We start from the raw sequence: 13,511 nt of genomic DNA on the forward strand, positions 1-13,511 counted from the left end.
CTCGACGGCGTGAAGGGTCTTCGCAGGCGAGAGCCTGTGAGGGCCCTTTTCGTGTGGGGCGTTTCCGATCTTCGAGGGTTCAGGCCGCGGTGATACGGGAGTTGACCCGCCGCATCCAGTCCCGGTCGGTGTGCCACATGGGGTGGTGCGGGGCCGCGTTGGACGTCAGGACGACGCCTTGGAAACCCGCGGCGAGGCAGCGGTCGACGACGAACTCCGCGATGTCCTTGCCGACGGCGTCCTCCTCGAAGCGCGTCAGGAGAGGGGTGTAGCCCACCACGCCTTCACCGAGGACGGCGGGGATGCCGCGGCGACGGGCGAAGTCGGCGACGGAGTCGACCCACTCGGCCAGCGTCTCCCGCATGGCCTGCCGGTGCGCCGGATAGTTCTCGTAGAGCCACAGGTCCCAGCGGTCGGGGTCCACCCAGTCGTGCGCGTAGAACAGTTCGCGCGGTATCCCGGTGGCGGCCAGCCGCCAGGGTTCGTCCGGCTGGTAGTCGGCGAAGGCGGGCGCGTCGGGGCGCAGCATGGCGGCCAGTTCGGGGGTGGGCCAGGTGGCCGTCGCGGGCGCCGCTTCGGTGCCGTGCCCGAGCCCGACCGCCTCGTACAGCGCGCCGAGCACGCCGTAGACGTAGAAGTGGAAGTGTGCGACCTGCGCCTGGTCCGGCAGGTCGTCGAGCTCGTTCGGCCAGGGCTCACCGAGCGAGTAGGTGACGGGGATGCCGGGGTGGCGTGCCCGCAGCAGCTTCACGGCGCGTTCGAGGGGGCCGCGCAGCCGGGCGTAGTGGGTGCCGGCGCCGTCGCCCGGTACCAGGGAGCAGTTGTCGACCTCGTTGTGCACTTCGACGTAGGCGACGCGGTCGGCCAGTCCGCGCTCGGTGAGGAAGTCCAGCAGTTCGGCGAGCGCTTCGGCCACCGCCTCGGCGCGGTCCGGGCCCGGGACTTCGGCCAGGGCGCGGTGCCAGGTGTCGGTGTCGGCGAAGCTGGGGGACTGCTGGTACTCCCACGAGGACACGATCACCTTGCAGTCATGGCGGGCGGCGGCCTCGAAGGGCTCGACGAGCCGTCGGCGGCCGTCCAGCGGGTAGCCGCCGCGGACGTCGTACCAGCGGGTGCGTTGTCCGAACTGCTCGCCCAGGCCGCGGACCTGGATGGACTCCGGGGCGTGGACGCGTCCGGAGAACAGCAGGAAGGGCATGGCGCAGATACGCACGGTGTTGAAGCCCCGCTCCACCGCCTCGGCGAAGGCGCGGTCGAGGTCGGCGAACGGCTCGCCGGGTCCTGCCTGTGTGTACCAGCTGAAGTCCCACAGGGTGATGGCGAGTCGGCCCATGGTCTCGCGCGTGGTGGCTTGCGGCTGTGCGGTCATGAGGTCACCCGTCGTTCGTGTGCGGTAGGACGCCGTCGGCGGTTCGACGGCACCACGCTAGCTCAATTCATTATTTATGAATAATCCTTGACGAGGGTGGCGGGGTTGTCCAGGCTGTGGGGCGGACGAACACGGACGTGCATCGAGGAGCCGCCCACCATGACCCAATCCATCCATCCGTCCCGGCGCACCGTCGTCACGGCACTCGGCGCCGTCGGCCTCGTCGCCCTGCCCGCCTGGCCGGAGACGGCGCGAGCCGCGGACGGTACGGCGGCGGTCGCCGCGGACGGCCCGGTGCTCGACACCCACCCGGCCACCGAGCCCTCCGGCACCCATGTGCGTGATGTCGGTGGCACCAACGTCGTCTTCCAGTACGGGGCGGTGCTCCCCGCCTTCGACGGCTGGTGCACCCATGAGCCCACCCGTGAGTACCTGTCCCTGGACAGGAAGTGGCGCTTCCGCTTCGATCCCGCCGATCAGGGGCGAGGTCAGGGCTGGCAGTCCCCGGACCTCGACGACAAGGCGTGGGGCCTCATCGACGTCCCGGCGGCCTGGGACCTGCTGAACACTCCCGGGTTCGGCTCGGAGGCCACTCCCTTCGGCAAGGGCACCGCGTTCAGCGACGGCTACGCCTGGTACCGCACCACCGTCGACGTACCCGCGTCCTGGCGCGCCCGGCACGTACGCATCGCATTCCTGGCCGTCGGCTACAGCGCCGAGGTCTGGCTCGACGGCGTGCATCTCGGTAAGCACGAAGGCGCCAACTCCCCCTTCGCGCTTCCGCTGGCGGGGGCTCTCCGGCCGGGCGCGCGCCAGACGCTCGCCGTGCGGGTCTTCCGCCGGGCGAGCTACACCGACTACACGGCCGCTACTCCGCAGCCGGTCACCGACGACCACGAGATCCCGTACAAGCCCGTCGACTACTGGCCCTACGCGGGCCTGACCCGGTCGGCCTGGATCGAGGCGGTCCCGCAGGTCACCATCGCCAAACTGCTCGTGTCCGGCGCGAACGGGCGCCTTGAGGCACGCGCGGTCGTCGAGAACCACGGGACCTCCGACTTCGACGGCCGGCTCACGCTGGATCCCGGCCGGGGGAGCGGCGGTCGGTCCACCGTGGTCGCGGCCCGGATCGCGGCCCGATCGGCAGGCGTCGTACGCGTATCGGTCCCCGTACCCCACGCCCCCCGATGGAGCCCGGCCTCGCCGCACACGCTCACCGCCCGCGCCACCCTGACCACCGGGAGGCCCTCGAGCCCGCGGGTGGACACCCTGTCCACCGTGTACGGCGTACGTGAACTGACCGTCGGCGACGCTCAGTTGCGGTTGAACGACAAGCCTCTGTTCCTCAAGGGCCTCAACTGGCACGAGGAGACGGCCGCGCACGGCAGGGCGATGACGCCGGCCGAGTACGACCGGGAACTGGGCCACATCACGGAACTGGGCGTCAACCTCATCCGCAACTGCGTCTACAACCGCCACCCGTACGTCTACGACTGGGCGGACGAGCACGGCGTCATGGTGATGGACGACATCGACACCATGTGGCTCAACACCGCCCAGGAAAAACTGCAGACCGAGCGCTACGGCCTCGCCCGCGCACAGGCCCTGACGATGGCGTGGAACCAGCACAACCACCCTTCGGTGATCCTCTGGGGGCTGCAGAACGAGTCGGAGATCGACGCCGACGGCGCTCCGGTCTACCGGGCCTGGCTCGCCGACCTCAAGGCGGCCGTGAAGGCGGTCGACCTCACCGCCCGCCCCGTGACCTGGGCCTCCAGCACCAGCAACGACCCCGCCTTCGACCTCGCCGACGTGATCGGGTTCAACGAGTACTTCGGCTACTTCTACGGCAAGGACTCCGACCTCGGCCCCACGCTGGACGCGGTGCACGAGAAGTATCCCGACAAGCCGATCCTGATCACCGAGAACGGCACCTGGTCCCTGGCGGGCGATCACGGCCCCGACACCACGGAGGGTACGGAGGAGTGGCAGGCGGCCCGCTTCACCGCCCACTGGACGCAGGTGGCCGCGCGCAGCGAGTTCGTCGCCGGTTTCACCTACTGGGTCCTCAAGGACTACAAGCAGCGCGCCGGGTACAACCAGGCCTACAACGGCATTTCCGTCATGGGCCTGCTCACCTTCGCGGAGGAGCGACCCAAGCTCGTCTACGACGTGTTCCGGAAGGCCGTCAATCCCAGGGGCAGGTGATGACGAAGGGGGAGGGGCAGTCTGCCCCTCCCCCTCTTTCAGCTCTCAGCCCTTGACGCTGCCCTGCGTCAGACCGGAACGCCAGAAGCGCTGCAGGACGAGCATCGCCGCGGCCAGCGGGAGGATCGAGAGGAACGCTCCGCCGATCGTGAGCTGGTAGAGCTCGGGAGTGCGGTCGGCCGCCGACTGCCAGGTCGTCAGGCCCAGGGTGATCGGGTACTTCCGGTCGTCGGAGAGCATGACCAGCGGCAGGAAGTAGTTGTTCCAGATGCCGACGAACTGGAAGAGGAAGACGGTCACCAGCGCGGGCGTCATCGTGCGCAGCACGAGGGTGCCGAAGATCCGCCACTCGCCGGCGCCGTCGACGCGGGCCGCCTCCAGCATCTCGACGGGCACCGCGGCCTCGGCGTAGATGCGGCACAGGTACACCCCGAACGGGCTGACCATGCTGGGGATCAGTACGGCCCAATAGGTGTTGGCCAGGCCCACCTCGCTGAACAGCAGGTACAAGGGGAGCGCGAGTGCGGTGCTGGGCAGCAGCACACCGGCGAGCACGGCCTTGAAGACCGTCTCGCGCCCGCGGAAGCGGTACACGGCGAGGGCGTACCCGGCGGCGCACGCGAGCAGGGTCGCCAGCGCGCCGCCGATACCCGCGTACAGGAGGCTGTTCCAGGTCCAGTTCCAGAACACGCCGTCGTCGTAGGAGAAGACCTGCGACAGGTTGTGCAGCCACTGAGGGTCGGAGAACCACAGTCCGAAGCTGCCGAAGAGGTCGGCGCTGCTCTTGGTGGAGGCCACCAGCAGCCAGTAGACGGGCAGCAGGAAGTAGAGCGCCGCGACGGTCAGCAGTGCGACGAGCAGGATCCGCGAGGGCTCCACGCCACGGCGCGGCCTGCCGTCACGGCGTTCTCCGGCGGCCCGTGGAGTCCGGGCGGAGGCGCCCGTCGGCTTCTTGACGGGGGGTGTGGACACGCTCACCGTGCATCCCTTCCTTTCCTGCGGTTCACCAGGCTGAGGAAGCCGAAGGACAGCACGCTCGCGACGAGGGCGAGGATCACCGACTCGGCCGCGGCGAGGTAGATGTTGTTGTTGGCGAACGCCTCGTTGTAGGCGCTCAGATTCGGTGTGTACGAACTGGTGACCGTCGAGGTCAGCGGCTTGATGACCAGTGGCTCGGCGAACAGTTGCAGCGTGCCGATGATGGAGAAGACACCGGTGAGGACGAGGGCGGGCCGGGCCAGCGGGAGCTTGATCCGGAGCGCCGTCTGCCAGGCACTGGCTCCGTCGATGCGCGCGGCCTCGTGGAGCTCCTGCGGGATCGCCTTGAGCTGGGCGACGATCACCAGCATGTTGTAGCCGGCGAACTCCCAGATCACGATGTTGGCGATGGACCACAGCACGCTGTCGTAGCCGAGGAAGTCGGGTGCGAGCCCGATCCTGCCGAGCAGGTCGACGATCGGGCTCACGCCCGGCACGTACAGGAAGCCCCACAGGATCGAGGCGATGACGCCGGGGACGCCGTACGGCAGGAAGTAGGCGGCGCGCAGGACGCCCGCCCAGCGGTGGGAGAGCGTGTCGAGTGCCAGTGCCAGCGCGGTGGCCAGCAGCAGCATCACCGGGATCTGCACGATGCCGAAGAGCAGCACCCGCGCGAAGCTCTCCAGGAAGGCCGACTGCTGCAGGGCGAGGGAGTAGTTGTCCAGACCGGCGAAGCCGACGGTGGCCGGACCCAGGCCCAGCGAACCGGAGCGGACCGGCTTGAGCAGGCTCTGGTAGACGGCGTAGCCGAGCGGAAGGACGAAGGTGAACAGGAAGAGGGCGACGAAGGGGAGGACGAATCCCCAGGCCGCCCGGTCCGGGCGGGCGGACCGCCGGCCGCCCGGTGTCGGCTTCTCCGTCCGGTTCTTCGTCCGGCTGATCGCGGTGCTCATCACGCGCTCCTCGCCTTGAGGCCCTTGGCCAGCAGGTTGTCCACGGTGCTTTTCTGGGCGTCGGCCAGCGAGGAGGCGAGCGTGCCGTCCCCGGCCATGGCGGCGCCGAAGGCGTCCCCGAGCTGGGCGAAGTCGGCGTCCGTGGTGGGGGACCACTTCCAGGAGGTGTCGATGGCCCGGTCGGACGCGGTGAACACGTCGTTGTACCGCTGTCCGCCGAAGAACGGGTCGGGCTTGTCGAGTGCCGAGCCGCGGAAGATGCCGGTGGCGGCGGGCCAGCCGTAGCCGACCGAGATGTTGAGGTCGACGGCCTTGGGGTCGGTGTTGACCCAGTGCGCGAACTGCAGCGCCTCACGCGGGTGGCGACTGCCCTGGAGGACGGCGGTGGACGATCCGCCCCAGTTGGCGGAGGCGTTCTCTCCCCGAGTCCACTGCGGCAGGGGAGCGACCCGCCACTTCCCCTTGGTGCCCGGTGCGTTGCCGCGCAGCAGGGCATCGCCCCACTGCGGCCCGACCCAGGCGGCGATCTGTCCGGTCTGGACCTGCCGGTACCAGGCGCTGGACATGTCGGGCCCGATGAACACGAGGTCGTCGCGGACCATCTTCGCCCAGTAGTCGGCCACCTCACGCGAGAAGTCGTCGTCCATGGCGACGACCCAGGTGTCGCCCTGGGTACGTATCCACCGCGCGCCACGCTGCCAGCACATCGCGGCGAACCAGGGTGGCTGGTTGGGCGCGAACGTGCACAGCCGGGCGCCGCCGCCGCGGGCCTTGACCACGCGGGCGGCCTGCTCGAACTCGGCCCACGTGGCGGGCGTTTCGATGCCCCACTTCTCGAAGAGGTCCTTGCGGTAGAAGAGCCCCATCGGGCCCGACGCCTGCGGGATCGTACGGACCCGCCCACCGAAGACGCCCTGATTCCACTGCCACGGCACATAGCTGTCACGCAGCTCGTCGGCACCGTACGCGCTCAGGTCCGTCAGGCCGTTGACCAGCATGAAGCCGGGAAGCTCGTGATACTCGACCTGCGCCAGGTCCGGCGGGTTCCCGGCCGTCAGCGAGGCGTGCATCTTCTGGTAGCCGCCCTGGACGTTGGCGGGGATGTTCTGCAACTCGACGTGGATGTCGGGATGCGTCCGGTTCCACAGATCGACCGTCTTCTGCATCGGCACCCACGTCCAGAAGACGAGTCGTACCTTCTGGCCAGGGCGGGTGGGTTCCTGCCGGGTCGTGCGGGCGGCTCCGACGGTCTGACCGCAGGCGGTCAGGGCGGGGGCGCCGGTGAGCGCCGCTGCCGCCCCCGCGCCCCACCGGAGCACAGACCTCCGCGAGGGTGGTGAGGTATTCATGTACGTCCCTTGTGTCCTTTTGCGTGCGGTTCGATCGGTTGTCCACGGCTCGATCGGTACGGCTGCTCCGGCTGCCGGTGGCGTGACGCGGTCGGCGGTGGCCGGACAGGTCGCGGTCGGAGGGTGCGACGTCGCAGGCGATGTCGGCCGGGCGCAGGCGCCGCCGGGCGTCGGCCGCTACCGCAGCTGCCTGTTGTGTGCCGGTCAGTCTCGGAGCGTCGCCGCCACCTCGTCAAGATATATTCATAATTAATTGAAACAGCTATGGTGGTGCAGTCGGCAGAGGGGAGACACACGCGATGACGGAGTGCCACAGGATGGCGGAGCGGGTGGCGGTGATCACCGGCGCCGCACACGGAATCGGCGCGGCCACGGCTCGCAGACTCGCGGCCGAGGGCGCGACCGTCGTGGTCACGGACGTGGACGACACCGCGGGCAAGGCGCTCGCCGCAGACATCGAGGGCAGCGGAGGGCGCGCGGAGTACGTACGTTGCGACGTGACCTCGGCCGCCGACTGGGAGAACCTGGCCCACCACGTCCACGAGCGTCACGGGCGGCTGGACGTGCTGCACAGCAACGCCTTCGCTCAGCTGAACAAGCCCGCCCACGAGCTGAGCGAGGCCGAGTGGGACGGCCAGATGGCCGTGCTGCTCAAGCCGGCCTGGCGGGCGATGAAGACGTTCGCGGCCATGCTGCGCGAGGCCTCGGGGTCCGTCGTGCTCACCTCCTCGGTGCACGCGGTCATCGGCCTGCCGGGCCATGCCGCCTACGCCGCGGCGAAGGGTGCGCTGTGCGCGCTGGGGCGGCAGTTGGCCGTCGAGTACGGGCCGGACATCCGGGTCAACACGGTGCTGCCCGGTCCCATCCTCACCGCCGCGTGGGAGGGGATCCCGGAGCCCGACCGGGCGCGCAGCGTGGCGGCCACGGCGGCCAAGCGGTTCGGGCAGCCGGAGGAGGTGGCCGCCGCCGTAGCCTTCCTCGCATCGGCGGACGCCTCCTATGTGACCGGAGCCAGCCTGGTGGTCGATGGAGGATGGAGCGTCATGAAGGAGTCCTCGTGAGCGGCGCTCATCGTGCGGTGGGCCGTGCGCGGCCTCCGCGAACAGGACCAGAGCGGAAACGGAGAACGTGGTGACCCATCCCGGTAGGGGGCTGCACGGCCAGGCGGTGGAGGAGCTGGGCCGGCGCATCATCCGCGGCGACTACCCCCCGGGCTCCGTGGTGGACCCGATCAAGTTCGAGACGGAGCTCGGTGTCAGCAAGACCGTGGTGCGCGAGGCGATGCGGGTGCTGGCGTCCAAGGGCCTGCTCGAGTCGAAGCAGAAGCGCGGTACGACCATCCGGCCCCGCGCCGACTGGAACCTGCTCGACAGCGATCTGCTGCGCTGGCAGGGCAGCAGCGCTCCCACCGACGCCTTCCTGGAAGATCTCGCCGAGGTCCGCGCGATAGTCGAGCCCGCCGGCGCCCGGCTGGCCGCGACCCGCCGCACCGCGTCCGACCTGGACGCGATGCGCCACGCGCTCGAGGCGATGGCGGCGGCGGGGACGGACGCCGACGCGATGGTCGAGGCGGACCTGGCCTTCCACCGCGCCCTGCTGGACGCCGCCCACAACGAACTGCTGAGCCGCATGGAGGTCGTCATCGAGGCCGGTCTGCGCGTTCGCGACCGGATCGTGCACGGCGCCCGGCACTTCTCCGACTCCATACCCGTGCACCAGGAACTGCTGGACGCGGTCGAAGCGGGTGATCCGGACGCCGCCGTGGCCGCTGTCGAGTCGCTCCTGGCGCAGGCCTCCGAGGACCTGGCGGCCGTACGGGCGGGGGATGACGAGGGAGACGGGGACGAAGTCGCGACCGACACGCTGCCGAAGGAAGCCCCTTGAAAATAACCGGACTTGAGACATTCCTGGTGGCCCCGCGCTGGCTGTTCCTGCGCATCGCCACCGACGAGGGCGTCACCGGCTGGGGCGAGCCCGTCGTCGAGGGCCGCGCCGAGACCGTACGCGCCGCGGTCCACGAGCTGGCCGACTACCTCGTCGGCCGGGACCCGCTGCGCATCGAGGACCACTGGCAGGTACTCACCAAGGGCGGCTTCTACCGTGGCGGCCCCATCCTCTCCAGCGCCGTCGCCGGCATCGACCAGGCACTGTGGGACATCGCAGGCAAGACCTACGGCGTCCCGGTGCACCGCCTCCTCGGCGGCCCGGTACGCGACCGCGTGCGGATGTACGCCTGGATCGGCGGGGACCGGCCGAGCGACGTGGCGGAGCTGGCCGAGGAACAGATGAAGGCGGGCTTCACCGCGGTGAAGATGAACGCCTCGGCCGAACTCGCCCCGATCGACACCCCGGCACGCACCGCCGAGGTCGTCGCACGCGTCGCGGCCGTCCGCGAAGTGCTCGGTGACGAGCGGGACATCGCCGTCGACTTCCACGGCCGGGCCTCCACCGCCATGTCGCGCCGTCTGCTGCCCCTGCTGGAACCGCTGCACCCGCTGTTCGTCGAGGAGCCCGTCGCGCCGGAACACTCGGGCAACCTGCGCAGCCTCGTGGAGTCCACGAACATTCCCCTCGCCACCGGCGAACGCCTCTACTCCCGCTGGGACTTCCGCGAGGTACTGGCCAGCGGCATCGCCGTCGCCCAGCCCGACCTGTCGCACGCAGGCGGCATCTCCGAGGTCCGCCGCATCGCGGCCATGGCCGAGACGTACGACGTCGCCATGGCCCCCCACTGCCCGCTCGGCCCGATCGCCCTGGCCGCCAGCCTGCAGATCGCCTTCTCCGTGCCGAACTTCCTCATCCAGGAACAGAGCATGGGCATCCACTACAACCAGCAGGCCGACCTGCTGGAGTACGTGATGGACCCCGAACCCTTCCGATTCCAGGACGGATACGCCGTCGCCTCCTCCCGACCGGGTCTCGGCGTCGAGATCGACGAGAAGGCCGTACGCCACGCCGCCGAGACCGGACACCGCTGGCGCAACCCCGTATGGCGCGGCTTCGACGGGGCGTTCACCGAATGGTGAGTCACCGTCAGGCCCTCGCACCCCACGCCCAAGGAGAGCCCGCTCCCATGAACCTGGTGGAATCACTCCGAGCCCACCGCCTGTTGGCGATCGTGCGCGGCAAGGACCCCGCCGCGGCACTGCGCACCGTACGCACCCTTGCCGAGGAGGGCATCGCGGCCGTCGAGGTCTCGCTGACCACCGTCGACGCCCTGACCGTCATCCGGCAGGCACGCACCGAACTCGGCCCCGACGCACTCCTCGGCGCCGGAACCGTGCGCTCGGCCGCGGACGCCGCCCGCGCCGTGGACGCCGGCGCCTCCTACCTCGTCACCCCCGCACTGGTCGACGGACTGGAGCCCTACGGCGTACCCGTGCTGATGGGCGCCCTGACACCGAGCGAGATCGAACTCGCCCTCGCACGGGGCGCCGACGCGATCAAACTCTTCCCCGGCTCCCTCGGCGGACCCGGCTATCTGCGGGCCCTGCGCGACCCGTTCCCCGACGTGCCCTTCGTACCCGTCGGCGGAGTGGACGCACAGGCCGCCCGCGACTACCTGGACCGTGGAGCCCTCGCCGTCGGCGTCGGCTCACCCCTCGTCGGGGACGCGGCCGACGGCGGCGACCTGGACCAACTCCGCGCCCGCGCGGCCGAGTTCCGTAAGGTAGCCGCAGGGGAGACGCCGTGACGGCACCGGCTTCGCCCGAGGTGGTGACCTTCGGCGAGACGATGGCGGCGCTCCGGGCCCACGGCGCGCTGCGGCTCGGCGGCAGTCTCGGCCTGTCCGTGGCGGGAGCCGAGTCCAACGTCGCGATCGGCCTCGCCCGGCTCGGGCACCGGGTGCGCTGGGCCGGCAGGGTCGGTGCGGACGAACTCGGCGCGCTGGTACTGCGCACGCTGCGGGCCGAGGGCGTCGACACCTCCTACGCGGTCACCGACGACACCGGCCGGCCCACGGGACTGCTGCTGACCGAACCCCGCCTGGGCACGCTGACCCGGGTCAGTTACTACCGCGCCGGTTCGGCGGGTTCGGCCGTCTCACCGGCCGACGTACTGCCCGCGCTCGACCCCGGAACCCGCATCCTGCATCTGACCGGCATCACCCCGGCGCTCGGTCCGTCGGCGGCCGAGGCCACCCTGGCCGCCGCCACGACCGCTCGCGAGGCCGGCATCACCGTCTGCCTCGACGTCAACCACCGCTCCCGGCTGTGGACTTCCGACCGCGCCCGCACGGTCCTGCGACCACTGCTGGCCCACACAGGCCTGCTCATCGCCTCCGAGGACGAGCTGCCGCTGGTGCAGGAACGGCCCGACGCGGACGAGTCCAAGGCCGTGCACAGCCTCTTGGCCGCAGGCGTCAACGAGGTGGTCGTCAAACGTGGCGCACGCGGCGCGACGGCCTTCACCGCCGACGGGGCGACCGACTGCGCCGCTCGACAGGTCGACGCCGTCGACCTGGTCGGCGCGGGCGACGCCTTCGTGGCCGGATACCTGTCCGGACTCCTGGGGGGCGCGGACATCCCGGCCCGTCTGCACCGAGCCGTCACCACCGCGGCCTTCGCCGTCGCCACCCGGGGCGATTGGGAGGGCCTGCCGACGCAGGACGAACTCGGCCTGTTCGACCAGCCCGACGGCACGACCATCCGCTGACCCAGGAGACGGAACATGACATCAACGGCAGTGCCGACGGCGGTCGTCGTGGACGGAGGGTACGAACTCGCCGAGGGCGGCCGCTGGTTCGAAGGCCGGTATGTGTACGTCGACATCCTCAGCGGCCGCCTCTTCGAACTGCGCGACGGTACCGGGCCGGTCCAACTCGCCGGACTGGCTGTGCCGTTGGGGGCTGTCGCGCCGGTGAGCGACCGGCCGGACACATGGATCGCCGCCGCGGGCACGGGGATCGCGCTGCTCTCGGCCGACGGCACACTGGAATGGCTGGACCGCCCCGAGGACCGCACCCCGCTCCCCAGCCGCATGAACGACGGAGTCGCCGACCCCGCCGGCCGCTTCTGGGCCGGCAGCATGGCCTACGACGCCACCCCCGGCGAGGGCTCCCTCTACCGAACGGACCCCGACGGCGCGGTGGTACGCGTCCTCGACGGCCTGACCATCGCCAACGGCCCGGCGTTCACCACCGACGGCACGACCATGTACCTCGCCGACACAGCCGTGGGAACCATCCTCCGGTGCCGAATCGACCCGCTTTCGGGCGATCTCTCCGGCGGCCCGGAGACTTTCGCCCGACTGGGGGACGGCGAAGGAAGCCCCGACGGAATGACCGTCGACGACGAGGGCTGTCTCTGGGTCGCGATGTGGGGCGCCGGTGCGGTGCGCCGGTACCACCCGGACGGACGCCTGCTCCAGACCCTGACCGTGCCCGCCCCCCCACCCCACGTCGGTGTGTCTGCACCCCAGCGACAACCGCCTGTTCATCACCACGGCCCGGCACGGGGTGAAGAACCCGACCGCAGCCTCCGGCGCGGTGCTGAGCGTTCCCGTACCAGTCGGAGGAACGGCGGCCTGCTCCTGGCGGGTCCGGCACTGATGTGCGCGAGGACGCCACGGGCATCGCGGTGAGGGGGGCCGCCGTCAGCGGCACTCTGCGGTCGAGCTGTCAGGGCAGGCGCACCACCCGGCCGTTGCGGGCGCTGGACCGCGCGGCGTCCAGGACGGTGGCGGTGGCCACCGCGTCCCAGGGGTCGACGGGAACAGGTCCCTCACCGTGGACCGCGGCGGCGAAGGCTGTATAGAACAGGTCCCACCTGCCGCGGCTCGAGATGACGGGCTCGGCGGTGTCTCCGCGCCGCACCCGGCCCCAGAGGTGTTCGGGCACGGCACCCCAGCTGTCGCCCTCGGACTGCGGGGTCGCACCGGTCATCAGCGCGCGGTCCTGGCTGTCCCTGTGGTCGACGACGAAGGTGCCCGTGGTCCCGGTCACGCGCAGGCTGGGTCCTGGCGCACCCTGCCGTCCACTGCCCCACAGGTGGGACTGCACCCCGTTGCGGTGGGTCAGGGCCACGAAGACGTCGTCGTCGAGTCCGTCCTCGTCCTCGCGGTGGTGCATCTCCGCGTACACCCGCTCCACCGGGCCGGACAGCACCAGGGCCTGGTCGACCAGGTGGCTGCCGAAGTCGAGAAGGGTGCCACCGCCCGCGGCAGGAGCACCTGCCTCGGGCCGGAAGACCTCGAACCGGGACTCGTAGCGGAGCACGGTCCCGATTCCGCCGCTGTCGAGCAGCGTCCGCAAGGTGAGGAAGTCGGAGTCCCACCTGCGGTTCTGATACACCGTCAGCGGACCGCCCTGCTTCTCCGCGAACTCGACGGTCGCACGTGCCGAGGCCGCGTCGAGTGCGAACGGCTTGTCGCAGACGACAGCCAGGCCCAGTTCCAGCGCCCGCCGCACCAAAGTCACGTGCGTGGCCGCGGGAGTGGAGACGACGACCGCCTCGGCGCCGGCGCGGGCCAGGTCCTCCAGTGAGCCGAAGGCCGGCCGGCCCATGTCCTGGGCGACCTGGGCTCGGCGCTCCGGGGAATTGGTGACCACGCCCAGGAACTCGTATTCCGGGGCGGCAGCGAGCAGCGGGGCGTGGAAGACACGGCCGCCGAAGCCGTAGCCGATCAGTCCGATGCGTACGGGGGTGGGCAAGG

At 70.6% G+C, this 13,511-nt stretch carries 12 protein-coding genes; 7 read left to right on the plus strand and 5 right to left on the minus strand.

All coding sequences use genetic code 11. From position 1 onward, the window contains the following. Window positions 1-79 precede the first annotated feature (79 nt). A complete protein-coding gene (locus tag IEZ21_RS37490; protein ID WP_189326297.1) occupies window positions 80-1,369 on the minus strand; it encodes a cellulase-like family protein in 1,290 nt (429 codons plus the stop codon). A 159-nt stretch (window positions 1,370-1,528) separates the two neighbouring features. Between IEZ21_RS37490 and IEZ21_RS37495 the strand changes: the two genes are divergently transcribed. Then, the gene (locus tag IEZ21_RS37495) at window positions 1,529-3,577 is read left to right on the plus strand and encodes a glycoside hydrolase family 2 protein (protein ID WP_189326298.1); all 2,049 of its coding nucleotides are present in this window, start codon (window positions 1,529-1,531) and stop codon (window positions 3,575-3,577) included. Window positions 3,578-3,622: 45 nt separating this feature from the next. Here the strand turns inward: IEZ21_RS37495 and IEZ21_RS37500 are convergent, their stop codons facing one another. Genes IEZ21_RS37500 through IEZ21_RS37510 form a run of 3 tightly spaced genes read right to left on the minus strand, consistent with a single transcriptional unit; the run spans window position 3,623 to window position 6,857 of the window. Continuing rightward, window positions 3,623-4,549, minus strand: a complete 927-nt coding sequence (locus IEZ21_RS37500) for a carbohydrate ABC transporter permease (protein ID WP_189326299.1) — start codon at window positions 4,547-4,549, stop codon at window positions 3,623-3,625. Window positions 4,550-4,551: 2 nt separating this feature from the next. Beyond that, the gene (locus tag IEZ21_RS37505; protein ID WP_189326300.1) at window positions 4,552-5,508 is read right to left on the minus strand and encodes a carbohydrate ABC transporter permease; all 957 of its coding nucleotides are present in this window, start codon (window positions 5,506-5,508) and stop codon (window positions 4,552-4,554) included. Beyond that, on the minus strand, window positions 5,508-6,857 hold the full coding sequence (locus tag IEZ21_RS37510; protein WP_189326301.1) for an ABC transporter substrate-binding protein: 1,350 nt from the start codon (window positions 6,855-6,857) through the stop codon (window positions 5,508-5,510). The genes IEZ21_RS37505 and IEZ21_RS37510 overlap by 1 nt, the downstream gene beginning before the upstream one ends. A 299-nt stretch (window positions 6,858-7,156) precedes the next feature. On the opposite strand from IEZ21_RS37510, the gene IEZ21_RS37515 reads away from it, so the two are divergent. The 6 genes from IEZ21_RS37515 (at window position 7,157) to IEZ21_RS37540 (ending at window position 12,440) form a co-directional block, all read left to right on the plus strand. Beyond that, the gene (locus tag IEZ21_RS37515; RefSeq protein ID WP_246568537.1) at window positions 7,157-7,918 is read left to right on the plus strand and encodes an SDR family NAD(P)-dependent oxidoreductase; all 762 of its coding nucleotides are present in this window, start codon (window positions 7,157-7,159) and stop codon (window positions 7,916-7,918) included. Between the two features lie 67 nt (window positions 7,919-7,985). Beyond that, on the plus strand, window positions 7,986-8,741 hold the full coding sequence (locus IEZ21_RS37520; RefSeq protein WP_189326302.1) for a FadR/GntR family transcriptional regulator: 756 nt from the start codon (window positions 7,986-7,988) through the stop codon (window positions 8,739-8,741). Further along, window positions 8,738-9,883 carry a galactonate dehydratase gene (gene dgoD, locus IEZ21_RS37525; protein ID WP_189326303.1) on the plus strand — a complete coding sequence of 382 codons (1,146 nt, stop codon included), beginning with the start codon at window positions 8,738-8,740 and terminating at the stop codon, window positions 9,881-9,883. The genes IEZ21_RS37520 and dgoD overlap by 4 nt, the downstream gene beginning before the upstream one ends. Window positions 9,884-9,930: 47 nt before the next feature. Then, on the plus strand, window positions 9,931-10,551 hold the full coding sequence (locus tag IEZ21_RS37530; protein ID WP_189326304.1) for a bifunctional 4-hydroxy-2-oxoglutarate aldolase/2-dehydro-3-deoxy-phosphogluconate aldolase: 621 nt from the start codon (window positions 9,931-9,933) through the stop codon (window positions 10,549-10,551). 41 nt (window positions 10,552-10,592) lie between these two features. Then, a complete protein-coding gene (locus IEZ21_RS37535; RefSeq protein ID WP_246568555.1) occupies window positions 10,593-11,513 on the plus strand; it encodes a sugar kinase in 921 nt (306 codons plus the stop codon). A 15-nt stretch (window positions 11,514-11,528) separates the two neighbouring features. After that, a complete protein-coding gene (locus tag IEZ21_RS37540) occupies window positions 11,529-12,440 on the plus strand; it encodes an SMP-30/gluconolactonase/LRE family protein (protein WP_246568539.1) in 912 nt (303 codons plus the stop codon). A 37-nt stretch (window positions 12,441-12,477) separates the two neighbouring features. Here the strand turns inward: IEZ21_RS37540 and IEZ21_RS37545 are convergent, their stop codons facing one another. Continuing rightward, entirely contained in the window at window positions 12,478-13,509 is a 1,032-nt protein-coding gene (locus IEZ21_RS37545) for a Gfo/Idh/MocA family protein (protein WP_189326305.1), read from the minus strand. Window positions 13,510-13,511: the final 2 nt, after the last annotated feature.

Origin of the sequence: Streptomyces flaveus, assembly GCF_014647675.1 — a bacterium.
Classification (GTDB): Bacteria; Actinomycetota; Actinomycetes; order Streptomycetales; family Streptomycetaceae; genus Streptomyces; species Streptomyces flaveus.